At 74.7% G+C, this 14,437-nt stretch carries 11 protein-coding genes and 1 pseudogene; 4 read left to right on the forward strand and 8 right to left on the reverse strand.

Annotated elements, in window-relative coordinates; all coding sequences use genetic code 11:
- Window positions 1-273 precede the first annotated feature (273 nt).
- Complete coding sequence (locus GTY84_RS32660) at window positions 274-1,119, forward strand: MIP/aquaporin family protein (protein WP_161230091.1); 846 nt, start codon at window positions 274-276, stop codon at window positions 1,117-1,119.
- A gap of 125 nt (window positions 1,120-1,244) precedes the next feature.
- Here the strand turns inward: GTY84_RS32660 and GTY84_RS32665 are convergent, their stop codons facing one another.
- Window positions 1,245-2,450: a Cmx/CmrA family chloramphenicol efflux MFS transporter gene (locus GTY84_RS32665; protein WP_161230092.1), complete on the reverse strand. Its 1,206-nt coding sequence runs from the start codon at window positions 2,448-2,450 to the stop codon at window positions 1,245-1,247.
- Between the two features lie 246 nt (window positions 2,451-2,696).
- Here GTY84_RS32665 and GTY84_RS32670 point away from each other — a divergent pair, with 246 nt between their 5' ends.
- On the forward strand, window positions 2,697-3,224 hold the full coding sequence (locus tag GTY84_RS32670) for a hypothetical protein (RefSeq protein WP_161230050.1): 528 nt from the start codon (window positions 2,697-2,699) through the stop codon (window positions 3,222-3,224).
- 119 nt (window positions 3,225-3,343) lie between these two features.
- Here the strand turns inward: GTY84_RS32670 and GTY84_RS32675 are convergent, their stop codons facing one another.
- The 7 genes and pseudogenes from GTY84_RS32675 to GTY84_RS32705 form a co-directional block, all read right to left on the reverse strand.
- Window positions 3,344-3,991, reverse strand: a complete 648-nt coding sequence (locus GTY84_RS32675) for a DUF6629 family protein (protein WP_161230051.1) — start codon at window positions 3,989-3,991, stop codon at window positions 3,344-3,346.
- A 287-nt stretch (window positions 3,992-4,278) separates the two neighbouring features.
- A pseudogene (locus tag GTY84_RS32680) lies at window positions 4,279-4,500 on the reverse strand (hypothetical protein); the annotation flags it as partial.
- A 152-nt stretch (window positions 4,501-4,652) separates the two neighbouring features.
- On the reverse strand, window positions 4,653-7,226 hold the full coding sequence (locus GTY84_RS32685) for an ATP-dependent Clp protease ATP-binding subunit (protein WP_161230052.1): 2,574 nt from the start codon (window positions 7,224-7,226) through the stop codon (window positions 4,653-4,655).
- Window positions 7,227-7,609: 383 nt separating this feature from the next.
- Complete coding sequence (locus GTY84_RS32690) at window positions 7,610-10,042, reverse strand: excinuclease ABC subunit UvrA (protein WP_161230053.1); 2,433 nt, start codon at window positions 10,040-10,042, stop codon at window positions 7,610-7,612.
- Window positions 10,043-10,148: 106 nt separating this feature from the next.
- Window positions 10,149-10,559: a VOC family protein gene (locus GTY84_RS32695; protein WP_161230054.1), complete on the reverse strand. Its 411-nt coding sequence runs from the start codon at window positions 10,557-10,559 to the stop codon at window positions 10,149-10,151.
- 5 nt (window positions 10,560-10,564) lie between these two features.
- A complete protein-coding gene (locus GTY84_RS32700; protein WP_161230055.1) occupies window positions 10,565-11,017 on the reverse strand; it encodes a helix-turn-helix transcriptional regulator in 453 nt (150 codons plus the stop codon).
- Window positions 11,014-11,544: a hydrolase gene (locus GTY84_RS32705; RefSeq protein ID WP_237532923.1), complete on the reverse strand. Its 531-nt coding sequence runs from the start codon at window positions 11,542-11,544 to the stop codon at window positions 11,014-11,016. The genes GTY84_RS32700 and GTY84_RS32705 overlap by 4 nt, the downstream gene beginning before the upstream one ends.
- A 146-nt stretch (window positions 11,545-11,690) precedes the next feature.
- Here GTY84_RS32705 and GTY84_RS32710 point away from each other — a divergent pair, with 146 nt between their 5' ends.
- Both GTY84_RS32710 and GTY84_RS32715 read left to right on the forward strand, forming a co-directional pair.
- A complete protein-coding gene (locus GTY84_RS32710; protein WP_161230057.1) occupies window positions 11,691-13,169 on the forward strand; it encodes a glutamate--cysteine ligase in 1,479 nt (492 codons plus the stop codon).
- Window positions 13,170-13,410: 241 nt separating this feature from the next.
- Window positions 13,411-14,349, forward strand: coding sequence for an endonuclease/exonuclease/phosphatase family protein (locus tag GTY84_RS32715; RefSeq protein WP_345943604.1), 939 nt, complete (start codon window positions 13,411-13,413; stop codon window positions 14,347-14,349).
- Window positions 14,350-14,437 lie beyond the last annotated feature (88 nt).

A 14,437-nucleotide genomic window follows, 5' to 3' on the forward strand; every position in this document is an offset into this window, starting at 1 on the left:
CATTGTGCACACGGAGTTCTTGGCGGCGCGCCGGTACCCGGACCGTTCGGGCGACGGCCCGGGACGGGTCGCGGGCACGCCGCACAAGCGGCCGTTCCGGCGCCTGCGGAGGGCCGGTCCCGGAATGTGCCGTCCCGGGAGGCGACTCCGGGACCGGCGCACCCTTTCGGACGAATGGGCGAATAGCACCGTACATGCACCACACCCCCGTTCGCCCTAGCCTGCCCCATGACGGCAGTCGAGGCCGGTGGTTCCGGCGGAGGGCGGACTCATATGGCCGGGCGGCGCGCGGGGTACGGACTGGTGGGCGAGGTGTCCGCCGAGTTCGCCGGGACGATGGTGCTCATCCTGTTCGGCTGCGGCGTGGTGGCGCAGGTGGTCGCGGCCGGTGCCCTGACCGACCCGCCGGGCGGGCTCGGGGACCACGACAGCATCGCCTGGGCGTGGGGGCTGGGCGTCACCCTCGGGGTCTATGTGGCGGCCCGGCTCAGCGGCGCCCATCTCAATCCCGCCGTCACCGTGGCCCTCGCCGCGTTCAAGGGGTTCCCCTGGCGCAAGGTGGTGCCGTACGCGCTGGCGCAGACGGCCGGGGCGTTCGTCGCGGCGCTGGTGGTCCGCTGGAACTACACGGAGGCGCTGGCGAAGGCCGATCCCGGCCACACCGTGCGGACGCAGATCGTGTTCTCGACGCTCCCCGCCAACGGCAACCCCGGCCTGCCGGTGCACGAGTGGGGTGCCTTCCGCGACCAGGTGATCGGCACCGCGCTGCTCCTGCTGCTGATCCTCGCCGTCACCGACCTGCTCAACACCCCGCCCCGGGCCAACCTGGCGCCCTTCGTCATCGGTCTGATCGTGGTGGCGATCGGCATGGCCTGGGGCGCCAACGCGGGCTACGCCATCAATCCGGCCCGCGACCTCGGCCCCCGGCTGGCCAGCTTCCTCACCGGTTACTCGGGGGCGTGGCGGGACCAGTACGGCAACCTGTACTTCTGGGTGCCCATCGTCGGTCCGCTGGTCGGGGGGCTGCTGGGGGCGGGCGTGTACCAGGCGCTGATCGCCCGGTTCCTGCCGTCGGCGGAGCCCGAACCGGCGGGGCGCGTCCCTGCCCCGGAGGACTGACGACGCGACACCGGCACGCCCGGGACGGCCCGTGCACGGCAGGCCCGTCCCGGCGAGCACGACGGCACCGGACGGCGACGCGGCGGGCGGCGGACCGGCCCGGGAGCGGGGGCGCCGGCCCGGGGTCAGACGCTCGGCGCGCGCTCCGCGGCGGGGAGCGCGACATGGCTGCCCGCGACCACGCGGGAGCGGCTGTGCAGGCGCAACGAGACCGTGATCAGCACCAGGGCGACGGCGGTCATGGCGGCGCCCGCCCACGCCGTGGAGGCGAAGCCGAAGCCCGCGTCGATGACCGAGCCGCCGAGCCAGGGCCCGCCCGCGTTGCCGAGGTTGAAGGCGGCGGTCGTGGTCGCGCCGGCCAGGGTGGGCGCGACCCCGGCGACGTTGAACATCCGGGCGTTGAGGGCGGGCGCGGTGTAGAACGCGGAGACGCCGAGCAGGAACGAGAGGGTCACCGCGACCGCCGGGACGGCGGCGAACACCGCCAGCGCCGCCAGCAGCACGGTGGAGACGGCGGCCCCGGACAGGAGCACGCCGAACAGGTGGGCGTCCGCGACCCGGCCGCCGATCACCGTGCCGACCAGCGCGCCGATCCCGAACAGCCCCAGCACGGGGGGCACCCAGCCCTCCGCCAGCCCGGCCACGTCGGTGAGCAGCGGGGCGAGGTAGGAGAAGGCGCAGAAGACGCCGCCGCCCGCGAGCGCGGTGATCCCGACGGCCAGCCACACCTGGCGGTCGCGGTAGACGGCGAGTTCACCGCCGAGGCGGGGCCTGCGCTCGGGCAGCGGGATGCGGGGGATCCGCGTCACCACGCCGGCCAGCGCGACGGCGGAGGCCAGCGCGACCGCCCAGAAGGCCGCCCGCCAGCCCAGCCGCTCGCCGAGGAAGGCGCCCGCCGGGACGCCGAGGACGTTGGCGATGGACAGGCCGCCGATCATCACGGCCATGGCGCGGGCGCGGGCGGTGGGCGGCACCATGGCGACGGCGACGGCCGCGCCCACCGCCCAGAACCCGGCGCAGGCCAGGGCGCTGACGACCCGGGAGGCGAAGAGGACCTCGTACGTGGGGGCGAGCGCGCCGGCCACCTGGCCGGCGCCGAACACGGAGATCAGGACGACCAGGGTCGTCCTGCGCGGCAGCCGCAGGGTGGCGACCGCGAGCAGGGGCGCGCCGACCACCATGCCGATGGCGAACGCCGAGATCAGCAGCCCGGCCCGGGGGATGGAGACACCCATGTCCTCGGCGATCGGCGGCAGCAGGCCGGAGAGCATGAACTCACTGGTGCCGAGGGCGAAGACGGACAGGCCGAGGATGTACACGGCGAGCGGCATGCGGGCCGCTGGGGACCGCGGGGTGGAGTCGGGCATGACACCTGCCAACCGGGGCCTCCGTCCCGGCATTCCCGCCCGGAGTGTGATCTCGGCATGTGATCCCGGCCGTGGCCGGTATCCGGCGGCCGTCGGCCGCGGGACCGCGACGCCCCCTGGCGAACGCGCGTAGCGCTCGGGCACCATCGTCCCGCACGGCATGCTCCACCACCCCACTGGCGGCATGACGCAACCGCATGGAGGTATCCCGTGAATCCCCCCGCACCCCGTCCCCGCGCCCGGCGCGTCCGCTCGCTCGTGACCGCCCTCGCCCTGGTGGCCGCTCCGGCGACCGCGGTCGTCGGCACCGCTGGTGACGCGTCCGCGGCGACCAAGGTCAGCCACGCCACCGCGACGTCCATGTTCCGCCAGGCCGGTGTCACCTGGTCGTCGTCCGGCAACTGCTCCGACCGCAACGTCGCGAGCTGCACCTCCTTCGACCAGCTGAACCTCACCAGCGCGCAGGGCGCCCAGACGCTCAAGAAGGCCATCGGCTGCGCGCTGAACATCACCGGCGGGACCGAGACCGGCCACGCCTCGGGCACGTACTCGCACTGGAACGGCTACAAGCTCGACCTCGGCAAGTCCACCTGTCTCACCACGTACGTCAAGAACACCTTCACCTACATCGGCGTCCGCGGCGACGGCGCGCCGCAGTACCGGTCGGCGTCGGGCAACGTCTACGCCGACGAGGGCAACCACTGGGACGTGACCTACTACAACTGCGGCGGCTGCTGACGGCGCCGTGCGGCCGTGCGGGACGGGCAGGGCCCCTCGGGCCTCCGCCCCGCACGGCCGGGCCGGCCCCGCCCCGGGCCGCGCCTCGTCCCGCAGGCCCTCCGGGCCCGGAGCGCGGTTCAGCGGGGCCCGGGGCCGCCCTCCGCGGGCGCGCGGTCCGGACGGGACCGCACCCAGCCCCAGAGCACGAGGGAGCAGACGGCCGCGACGGCGCACCACGTCGAGACGAACGCCCAGCGCCACACGGCCCAGCAGACCACCGCCCCGGCCCCGGCCGCCCAGCCCAGGGCACGCAGCCACCGGTCGCCGGAGAGCAGCAGGGCGCCCACCGTGGCGAGCAGGTACCCGGCGGCGATCAGCGGCACATGGGTGAGCCCGAGGGTGTACGCGACCGTCCGGCCCCGGACGTCGGCGGTGACCGGACCGGTGGCCAGGGCGTGGGCGAGCACCCCGGCCGTGGCGGCCCCAGCGGCCATCGGCAGCGACAGCCGGCGCCGCACGGCCGGACCGGTGGCCGCGAGCAGTACTCCCGCGGGCACCCACAGGGGCAGCAGCGGCAGGGCGATGACGGCCCAGGCGAGGGTCGCGGGCCCGGTCCCGCCCCCGGTGTGCCAGAGGGCCGCCTCGACGATCTGGTGGGCGCCGAGCAGCAGCGGCAGGGCGGCGAGCGGCAGGTCGCGCGGCGAGCGCACCCGGGCCACGCAGACGACGCCCACGGCCGCGACGGCGGTGCCCGCGGCCAGGTCGGCGACCGGACTCCAGCACATCACGCCGCCCCGGGGAGCGGCGGACGGCCGGGTCGGGTGCGGGCGGTGCGCGCCGCGGGCGGTCGGGGGTCCGGGTCCACGGTCGGAGCCTATGCGGGGAGGGAGCGGGCACCGGGCATCGCCGCGCACCGCGCCCCCGTCGCCGCGCACCGCCCGCACCCGTCGCGCCGCACCGCCCGGTCGCCGCGCACCGCCCGGTCCGCCCCGCCGGACGCCGGCCGCACGCGTCCCGCCCGAGCCCCACGCGGCGCCCGTACCCACGGCGGCCCCCTTCCGCACCGCGCCCGGGCCAGGTCGCCGGGGATGTCGGCGCGCCGGTGCTCCTCGGTGTCCTTCTCGCCCCGCTCGGTGTACGGGCCGTAGCGCCCGACGCGCAGGACGATGCCGTTGCCGACGGGGAAGGACGACACCTCGCGGGCGTCGATCGCGCCGAGGTCGGTCACCAGCTCCTTGAGGCCGCCGAGGTGGTCCCCGTCGCCGTTGCCCGCGTCGGCCGCGCCGCTGTCGCCCCTGGCCGGGGTGGAGCCGGGAGCCTCGCCGAAGTAGGCGCCGCACGCGACCCCGGCCACCGTTCCCGGCCGTCCCCGCCGCGTGCTCCTCCCCGCGTGCTCACCGCCGGTGCCCGGTCGCCCTGACGCGCACCCCACGCCGGTGGCCCGGCTCAGCCCGTCCCGCGCTCCGGCGCGCCGCCGGTGCCGCTCCCGGCGTCCGGGCCGCTTCCGCCGACGTCCCCGCCGCCGGACGCGTCCCCGTCGTCCTCGTTCCTGACGACCGTGCAGTGCAGCGAGTCCTGGCGCACGTCCGCGACGATCGTGTCCCCGGGCTCGGCCTCGCCGCCGAGCAGCAGGTCCGCCACGCGGTTGTCCAGCTCGGCCTGGATGGTGCGGCGCAGCGGTCGGGCGCCGAACTCCGGCTGGTGGCCGTGGGCGATCAGCAGCTTCTTCGCGGCCTCCGTCACCCGCAGGGTCATGCCCTGCGCGTGGACCCGCCGCTCGCTGCGGGCCAGCAGGTGGTCGACGATCACGCCGAGGTCGTCCTCGGTGAGCCCGTGGAAGATGATGATGTCGTCGATGCGGTTGAGGAACTCCGGGAGGAACCGGCCGCGCAGCTCCTCCATCAGCTCGTCCCGGATCTCGGAGACGTCCCCGTGGTGGTCGAGGATGCGGCGCGCCCCGATGTTGGACGTCATGATGACGACGCAGTGCCGGAAGTCCACCGTGCGGCCCTGGCCGTCGGTGAGGCGCCCGTCGTCGAGGATCTGGAGCAGTGTGTTGAAGACGTCCGGATGGGCCTTCTCCACCTCGTCGAACAGGACCACGCTGTACGGCTGGCGGCGGACCTTCTCGGTGAGCTGGCCGGCCTCGTCGTAGCCGACGTATCCCGGCGGGGCCCCGACCAGGCGGGCGACGGTGTGCTTCTCCTGGAACTCGCTCATGTCGAAGCGGACCATCCGGTCCTCCTCGCCGAAGAGCTGCTCGGCCAGGGTCTTGGCGAGTTCCGTCTTGCCCACGCCGGTGGGCCCGAGGAAGAGGAAGGAGCCCACCGGGCGGCCGGGGTCGCCCATGCCCGCCCGGTTGCGGCGCACGGCGCGCGAGACGGCGGTGACCGCCTCGTCCTGGCCGACGATCCGGGCGTGCATCTGCTCCTCCAGCTTCAGCAGCCGTTCCTTCTCGGTGGCCGTGAGCTGGGAGACGGGGATGCCGGTGCGGCGGGAGACCACGTCCGCGATGTCGTCGGCGGTGACGGAGACGACGCCCTCGCGCCGCTCCTCGATGCCCGCCAGTTCGCCCTCCGCCTCGGCGATGTCCTGCTTGAGGCCGGCCGCCCGTTCGAAGTCCTCGGCGGCGACGGCCTGCGCCTGCTCCCGGCGCAGCTTGGCGATGCGGTCCTCACGGCTGACGACCTCGGTGGACCGGCCGGCGCTGCGCAGCCGCACCCGGGCGCCCGCCTGGTCCATCACGTCGATCGCCTTGTCCGGCAGGAAGCGGTCGCTGACGTAGCGGTCGGAGAGCTCGGCGGCGGCGGTCAGCGCGCCGTCGGCGAAGCGCACCTGGTGGTGGGCCTCGTAGGCGTCGCGCAGGCCCTCCAGGATCTGCACGGTCTCCTCGACGGACGGTTCGGGGACCATCACCGGCTGGAAGCGGCGTTCGAGGGCGGCGTCCTTCTCGACGTACTTGCGGTACTCGTCGATGGTGGTGGCCCCCACGACGTGCAGTTCGCCGCGGGCCAGGGCCGGTTTGAGCATGTTGCCGGCGTCCATCGAGCCCTCGCCGGTGGCACCGGCGCCGACGACCGTGTGCAGTTCGTCGATGAACAGGATGATCTCGCCGCGCGCCCGCTGGACGTCCTCGATGACCTTCTTCAGCCGCTCCTCGAACTGCCCCCGGTACTGGGCGCCCGCCACCATGCCGGACAGGTCGAGGCCGATGACGCGCTTGTCCTTGAGCGTGTCGGGGACCTCCCCGGCCACGATGCGCTGGGCCAGCCCCTCCACGATCGCGGTCTTGCCGACGCCCGGTTCGCCGATGAGCACCGGGTTGTTCTTGGAGCGCCGGGAGAGGATCTCGACCGTCTGCTCGATCTCCTCGGCGCGTCCGACCACGGGGTCGAGCTTCCCGGCCCTGGCCTCCTCGGTGAGGTCCCGGCCGAACTCCTCCAGGGCGGTCTCGGGTTCCTTGCGTTCGGCGGGCGGGCCGTCGTTGCGGGCCGCCTGCTCGGTGAGGCCGGAGAGCCGGCGCACGTCCTCGCCCTCGGCCCTCAGCAGCCGGGCGGCGCCGCTGTCGTCGCCGTCGAGGAGGGCGCCGAGGATGTGCTCGGGGCCGACATAGGAGATCCCGGCCGCCTGGGAGCGGGCGTAGGCGGCGGCGAGGGTGCGCTTGGCGGCGGGGGTCAGCCCCGGCTCCGAGGAGGGTTCGCCCGACTCGCGGGGCAGTACCTCGGCGATCCGTTCCCCCAGGGCCCCGGGGTCGACCCCGGCCTGGGCGAGGAGGGAACGGGCCGGTTCGACCCGGGTGGCGGCCCACAGCAGGTGCTCGGTGTCGAGGTCGGAGGTCCCGTCCTCGGCGGCCCGCCGCGCGGCCAGGTTGAGCAGTTCCCGGGAGGACTCGGTCAGCAGCCGCCCGATCGGCACCCGCTGCACGGCCGGCGGGGACGAGGCGGGCGACATCCCGAAGAACCTGTTCAGCAGATCGCTGAAGGGGTCGGACGGGCCGAAACCGAACGAGGACATCGACATGAAAGGCTCCCGGAGCGGCGAGGAATCCCCTTTCACCGAAACCCGCCCCCGACCGCGCCGCAACTCGGCCGCCGCGGCCCGCTCCCCCGGCCCCGCCGGAGCCGGCCGCCCCGGCGGCCGGACGACGGGACGGCCGCTCCCGCTCCCCGGCCCCCGGGCCGGACACCCGGGCGGCGGCGGGCCGCGCCCCGGCAAACGGGCGTGCCCCGGCGGCACCGGACACCGGCCCGTCCGCGAGAGGCCGGTGCCGGGGAGCACCGGACCACCGGCCGCCGGGGCACCGGTGCGTGCCACCGACCGGAACCGGAGCCGGGAGCGCGGCCAGGCCCGACATCGCGCGCCCCCGGCGTCGGGCCCGGGCCGGCCCGGCCCGGCCCGGTCGGTCAGGCTCCGACGTATTCGGCCAGGTGTTCGCCCGTCAGGGTAGAGCGGGCGGCGATCAGCTCGGCGGGGGTGCCCTCGAAGACGACCCGGCCGCCCTCGTGTCCGGCGCCGGGGCCCAGATCGACGATCCAGTCGGCGTGCGCCATGACCGCCTGGTGGTGTTCGACGACGATGACGGACTTCCCGGAGTCGACGAGCCGGTCCAGCAGGCCGAGCAGGTGCTCCACGTCCGCGAGGTGGAGCCCGGTGGTGGGCTCGTCTAGGACGTACACCCCGCCCTTGTCGGCCATGTGGGTGGCGAGCTTCAGCCGCTGCCGCTCGCCGCCGGAGAGGGTGGTGAGCGGCTGGCCGAGGGTGAGGTAGCCGAGGCCCACCTCGGCCATCCGCTCCAGCACGCGGTGGGCGGCCGGCACCCGGGCCTCCCCGGACGCGAAGAACTCCGCGGCCTCGGTCACCGGCATCGCCAGGACCTCGCTGATGTCCCGCCCGCCGAGCGTGTACTCCAGCACCGCGGCCTGGAAGCGCCGCCCCTCGCAGTCCTCGCAGGGCGTGGCGACACCGGCCATGATCGCCAGGTCGGTGTAGACGACCCCGGCACCGTTGCAGGTGGGGCAGGCGCCCTCGGAGTTGGCGCTGAACAGCCCGGGTTTGACCCCGTTGGCCTTGGCGAACGCCTTGCGGACCGGGTCGAGCAGCCCGGTGTAGGTGGCCGGGTTGCTGCGGCGCGAGCCCTTGATGGGGCTCTGGTCGACGACGACCACGCCCGCGTCGGCCGGGACCGACCCGTGCACCAGGGAGCTCTTGCCGGACCCGGCGACGCCGGTGACCACGGTGAGCACCCCGAGCGGGAGGTCGACGTCGACGTCGCGCAGGTTGTGCGTGGCGGCGCCGCGGATCTCCAGGGCGCCGGTGGGCGTGCGCACCGCCTGCTTCGGCGCGGCCCGGTCGTCCAGATGCCGTCCGGTGACGGTGCCGCTGCTCCTCAGTCCCTCGACGGTGCCCTCGTAGCAGACGGTGCCGCCGGCGGGGCCCGCGCCGGGGCCGAGGTCGACGACGTGGTCGGCGATGGCGATGACCTCGGGCTTGTGCTCGATGACCAGGACCGTGTTGCCCTTGTCCCGCAGGCGCAGCAGCAGGCGGTTCATCCGCTCGATGTCGTGCGGGTGGAGCCCCGCGGTGGGTTCGTCGAAGACGTAGGTGACGTCGGTGAGGGAGGAGCCCAGGTGGCGGATCATCCGCACCCGCTGCGCCTCGCCGCCGGACAGGGTGCCGGCCGGGCGGTCGAGCGAGAGGTAGCCGAGGCCGATCGCGACGAACGAGTCGAGGGTGTGGCGCAGCGCGGTGAGCAGCGGCGCGACCGAGGGTTCGGACAGCTCCGCGGCCCAGGCGGCGAGGTCACTGATCTGCAGGGCGCAGGCGTCCGCGATGCTGACCCCGCCGATGCGGGAGCCGCGGGCCGCCTCGCTGAGCCGGGTGCCGCCGCACTCGGGGCAGGCGGTGAAGGTCACCGCGCGGTCCACGAAGGCCCGGATGTGGGGCTGCATGCCCTCCCGGTCCTTGGACAGGAACGACTTCTGGATCTTGGGGATCAACCCCTCGTAGGTGAGGTTGACGCCCTCGACCTTGACCTTGGTGGGCTCCCGGTGGAGGAAGTCCCGCATCTCCCGCTCGGTGAAGTCGCGGATCGGCTTGTGCGGGTCGAGCAGCCCGGACTCGGCGTAGACACGCACGGTCCAGAAGCTGTCGGACTTCCAGCCTGGGATGGTGAAGGCGCCCTCGGCGAGCGACTTGGAGTCGTCGTAGAGCTGGGTGAGGTCGATGTCGGAGACGGTGCCGCGGCCCTCGCAGCGGGTGCACATGCCGCCGGTGCGGGTGTAGGTGGCCCGGACCGTCCTGCGGTCGCCGCGCTCGACGGTGAGGGCGCCGCTGGCGCGGACGGAGGCGGTGTTGAAGGAGTACGCGCTGGGCGGGCCGATGTGGGGCTCGCCCAGGCGGCTGAAGAGGATGCGCAGCATGGCGTTGGCGTCGGTGGCCGTGCCGACGGTGGAGCGGGGGTCGGCGCCCATGCGGCGCTGGTCGACGACGATGGCGGTGGTCAGCCCGTCGAGGACGTCGACCTCGGGCCGGGCCATCGTGGGTATGAAGCCCTGCACGAAGGCGCTGTAGGTCTCGTTGATCAGCCGCTGCGACTCGGCGGCGACGGTGTCGAGGACCAGCGAGCTCTTGCCCGATCCGGAGACCCCGGTGAAGACCGTCAGCCGGCGCTTGGGGATCTCGATGCTGACGTCCCTGAGGTTGTTCTCGCGCGCGCCGTGCACCCGGATCACGTCGTGGCGGTCGGCGGTGTGCGCGGCGGACGCCGGTTCCGCCGGGGACGCCGCGGGTGCCGGTTCGGCCGGGGTCGGGGCGGGCGTCGTCGTGCCCTTGCTCATCGTCTCTCCATGGTCGTGCGGGAACCGCTGCGGCGCCCGTTCCTCCGGACCTCCGGCCGGGCGGCGCGGGGCCGCCCGGGTGGGGTCGGTGGGTCGGCGGGCGGGGTCAGCCGAGCTGCTGGATGCGGATCAGGTTGCCGGCCGGGTCGCGGAAGGCGCAGTCGCGGACGCCGTAGGGCTGGTCGGTGGGCTCCTGGACGACCTCGGCGTCGGCGGCCTGGACCTGCTCGAAGGTGGCGTCGAGGTCCTTGGTGGCGAGCAGGATCCAGCCGTAGGTGCCCTTGGCCATCATCTCGGCGATGGTGCGGCGCTCGTCGTCGGTGATGCCGGGGTCGACGGCGGGCGGGGCGAGGAGCAGGGAGGTGTCCGGCTGGCCGGCCGGGCCGACGGTGATCCAGCGCATGCTCCCCCGGCCGACGTCGTTGCGGACCTCGAAGCCGAGGACGTCGCGGTAGAAGGCCAGGGAGGCGTCCGGGTCGTCGTGCGGGAGGACGCTGGTGTGAAGGGTGATGTCCATGGTTCTCACGCTAGACGCGGCCCCGGTCCCGGCGCTTCTCGATTCCTGACCGGTCTGGCCACCTGCTTGGCCACGCAGGAGGGGAGTCCCGCGGCGCCGTCCCCGGCCCGGCGCCGGTAGAGGCTGGGCGGCATGCCGACGAGTTCGGTGAAGCGGGTGCTGAAGGTGCCGAGCGAGGAGCAGCCGACGGCGAAGCAGACCTCGGTGACGCTCAGGTCGCCCCGCCGCAGCAGTGCCATGGCGCGTTCGATCCTCCGGGTCATGAGGTACGAGTAGGGCGATTCGCCGTAGGCGAGCCGGAAGCGGCGGCTGAGGTGCCCGGCCGACATGTGGACGCCCCGGGCCAGCGCCTCGACGTCCAGGGGCCGCGCGTACTCGCGGTCGATGCGGTCGCGGACCCGGCGCAGTCGCGCGAGGTCGCCGAGGTGCTGGGGGGTGGCGGGCCGGCTTCCGGTCATCGTTCCGATCGTGCCACGTCGTCCGGCGGCTGCCCAGCGGTCACCCGCTTGGCGCCGACGACCACCCGGTAGCGCTCCCGCGCGGCGAAGTCCGCGAGGTCCCAGACGGCGGGCCGGCCGATCTCGCCGCACAGGTGCAGCACCCGCCCTCCGCCCGCGCAGACGCCGAGGTGGGCGCCGTACGGGTCGTCGGAGGGGTTGAAGAGGAGGAGGTCGAGGGCGCGGGGTGCGGTGACGCGGACCGTGTCCCGGGTGTCCTCCCAGAGCTCGGCGGAGCGCAGCGGGGGCGGGCGCAGGCCGAAGTGGCGCAGCACCTCGTAGGCGAAGAGCTGGCAGTTGGCGCCGAGGGCCAGGCCGGGACGCTGCCGTACCGTCCGTGCACCGGGGAAGCGCCCGGCGACGTAGGGGACAGTCCAGTACGGGGCCGGCAGCCGGCCTAGCAGCGGGTCCCGGGCGGAGCCGGGCGGTTCCCGCCGCCCGTCGGCCTCGGCGTCCGGGGCCCCGGACGCCGCGTTCGGTACGCGCATGGCCCCTCCCCCCGGATGTCATGGTCACTGTACGGGGCCGGGAGGACGGCCGGGCCGCCCGCCCTCCCGGCTCGCGTGGTCGGGGCCGCCGGGTGGTGCGAGGGTGGGGTGAGACGTGTCCGAGGAAGGCGACCCCGGGAGGACCGATGGGACGGGACGTCCCGGCGCTGGTCTTCAGCCGCGAGGACCGCCGCCGCTACCGGATCAAGATGCAGGCGTGCCTGGACGCGTTCGCCCTGATGCTGCGGGAGTCCCGGTTCGAGACGGAGCGGCCCCGGGTGGGGCTGGAGATCGAGCTGAACCTCGTCGACGACCGCGCGGAGCCCGCGATGTGCAACGGCGACGCGCTGGCGGCGATAGCCGACCCGGCCTGGTCGACGGAGCTGGGCCGGTTCAACCTGGAGATCAACATCCCGCCGCGGGCGCTGACGGCTGGCGGCCCCGACGCCTGGGAGACGGAGATCCGCGACGCGCTCAACCACGCGGAGCGGCGGGCCGGGTCGGTCGGGGCCCGGCTGATCATGATCGGCATCCTGCCGACCCTGCGGCGGGCGGACGTGGGCGAGGCGGCGCTGTCGGAGAACCCGCGCTACCGGATGCTCAACGACCAGGTGTTCGCGGCGCGGGGCGAGGACCTGCGGATCGAGGTGGACGGCGTCGACCGGCTGCGGACGTACGCGGACACCATCACCCCCGAGGCGGCGTGCACCAGCACGCAGTTCCACCTCCAGGTGTCCCCCGATTCCTTCGCGGACTACTGGAACGCGGCCCAGTCCGTCGCCGGGGTGCAGGTGGCGCTGGCGGCCAACGCGCCGTTCCTGCTCGGCAAGGAGCTGTGGCACGAGAGCCGCATCCCGCTGTTCGAGCAGGCGACCGACACCCGGCCGCAGGAGATCAAGGCGCAGGGGGTGCGGCCGCGGGTGTGGTTCGGCGAGCGGTGGATCACCAGTGTCTTCGACCTGTTCGAGGAGAACCTGCGCTACTTCCCGGCGCTGCTGCCGCTCTGCGACGAGCAGGACCCGGCGGAGACCCTGGACCGGGGCGACATCCCCGATCTGGGGGAGCTGACCCTGCACAACGGCACGATCTACCGCTGGAACCGCCCGGTGTACGCGGTCTCCCACGACAAGCCGCACGTCCGGGTGGAGAACCGGGTGCTGCCCGCCGGCCCGACCGTCGCGGACACCCTGGCCAACGGCGCCTTCTACTACGGGCTGACCCGGGCCCTGGTGGAGGAGGAGCGCCCGGTGTGGTCGCGGATGTCCTTCCGGGCCGCCGAGGAGAACCTGCACACCGCCGCCCGGCACGGCATCGAGTCCCTGCTCTACTGGCCCGGGGTGGGCGAGGTGCCGGTCGCCGAGCTGGTCCTGCGCCGGCTGCTGCCGCTGGCGCACCGGGGGCTCGAACTGTCGGGCATGGACGACGCCTGGCGGGAGCCGCTGCTCGGCATCATCGAGCAGCGCTGCGTCACCGGCCGCAACGGGGCCGTCTGGCAGAAGGAGATGTTCCACCACATCGACCGGACCACGCACGTGGGGCGCCACGAGGCGCTGCGGCGGATGACCCGGCAGTACATGGACTACATGCACCTCAACGCCCCGGTCCACACCTGGCCGGTCGACTGATCCCCGGCATTCCCGCGAGGCGCGTCCCCGGCCCCCACGGCCGCCCGTCGGCGCCCCGAAGGTCCCGGCACCGGATGCCGCCCCGGCCCCTCCCGCAACTGCCGCCGCTTCCTCCTCGTCCTTGCGGGGGAGGACGAACGGACGGTGCGGGATGACGGTGGGCGGGGAGCGCGGCGCGGTGCCGCCGCGCGGGACGACGGTACGGCGGTGGGCCGGGCGACGGCCGGGGTGGTGGGGTTCCGTGCGGTGGTGGCCCGCCCGCGGGGCCCGGGGCCGGGTGCTCGCGGTGACGGCGGTGCTGACCGCGGCGCTGCTGCTCCTGCACCGGTGGGTGCCCAACTCCGGCTGGGGGCTGGGGAGTCTGCTGGAGACGTTCCTGCCGTGGCTCGGCCTGGTGCCGGTGCTGCTCCTGATGTCGGCACTGCTGCGGCGCTCCCCCGCCGTGCTGCCGGTGCTGCTGCTTCCGGCGGCGGCCTGGGCGTACCAGTACGGCGGGCCGCTGCTGCCGTCGGCCGCGGACGGGCACGATCTGCTGGTGGTCCAGCACAACGTCAGTGACGAGAACACCGACCCGGCGGGCACGGCCCGTGCGCTGATGGACGCCGGGGCGGATCTGATCGCCCTGGAGGAACTGGTCCCCCCGGCGCTGGAGGTCTACGAGCGGACGCTGGCCGCCGGGTACCCGCACCACGCGGTGCGGGGCACCGTGGGGCTCTGGTCGCGCCATCCCCTGGAGGGCGTACGGCCGGTGGACATCCGGCCCCCGGGCATCACGGGTCCCTGGGACCGGGGGCTGCGCGCGGTCGCCCGCACGCCGCGGGGGAAGGTGGCCGTCCATGTGGCCCATCTGCCGTCGGTGCGGCTGGGGCCGGGCGGGCTGGCGGCGGCCCGTCGGGACGAGAGCGCCCGGCTGCTGGGCCGGGCCCTGGACGCCGAGCCGTACGAGCGGGTGATCCTTCTCGGGGACCTGAACAGCACGGTCGACGACCGCGGACTGGCCCCGCTCACCTCACGGCTGGGCGCGGCCCGGCGCGGGGTGGCGTTCAGCTTCCCGGCCGCTCTCCCGGTGGTCCGGATCGACCAGATCATGGCGCGCTCGGCGACGGTCGGCCGGATCAGGACGCTCGCGGCGACCGGGAGCGATCATCTGCCGGTGGCGGCGGGGATCCGGCTGGAGTGACGTGCCGACGGGGCGCGGCGACCGGAGCGGGCGAACGGGGTCGGGGCCGGGCCGGGGACGGGGCTGGGGGCCGGTGCGGGGTGGTGCG

Source organism: Streptomyces sp. SID8352, assembly GCF_009862265.1.
Taxonomy (GTDB): Bacteria; Actinomycetota; Actinomycetes; order Streptomycetales; family Streptomycetaceae; genus Streptomyces.

Excerpts from the sequence above, each read along its gene's own strand:
- GTY84_RS32710 (WP_161230057.1), top strand. The coding sequence starts at position 11,691 with ATGGGACGGGACGTCCCGGCGCTGGTCTTCAGCCGCGAGGACCGCCGC.
- GTY84_RS32700 (WP_161230055.1), bottom strand. The coding sequence starts at position 11,017 with ATGACCGGAAGCCGGCCCGCCACCCCCCAGCACCTCGGCGACCTCGCG.
- GTY84_RS32675 (WP_161230051.1), bottom strand. The coding sequence starts at position 3,991 with ATGTGCTGGAGTCCGGTCGCCGACCTGGCCGCGGGCACCGCCGTCGCG.
- GTY84_RS32705 (WP_237532923.1), bottom strand. The coding sequence starts at position 11,544 with ATGCGCGTACCGAACGCGGCGTCCGGGGCCCCGGACGCCGAGGCCGAC.
- GTY84_RS32690 (WP_161230053.1), bottom strand. The coding sequence starts at position 10,042 with ATGAGCAAGGGCACGACGACGCCCGCCCCGACCCCGGCCGAACCGGCA.
- GTY84_RS32665 (WP_161230092.1), bottom strand. The coding sequence starts at position 2,450 with ATGCCGCTCGCCGTGTACATCCTCGGCCTGTCCGTCTTCGCCCTCGGC.
- GTY84_RS32660 (WP_161230091.1), top strand. The coding sequence starts at position 274 with ATGGCCGGGCGGCGCGCGGGGTACGGACTGGTGGGCGAGGTGTCCGCC.
- GTY84_RS32695 (WP_161230054.1), bottom strand. The coding sequence starts at position 10,559 with ATGGACATCACCCTTCACACCAGCGTCCTCCCGCACGACGACCCGGAC.
- GTY84_RS32685 (WP_161230052.1), bottom strand. The coding sequence starts at position 7,226 with ATGTCGATGTCCTCGTTCGGTTTCGGCCCGTCCGACCCCTTCAGCGAT.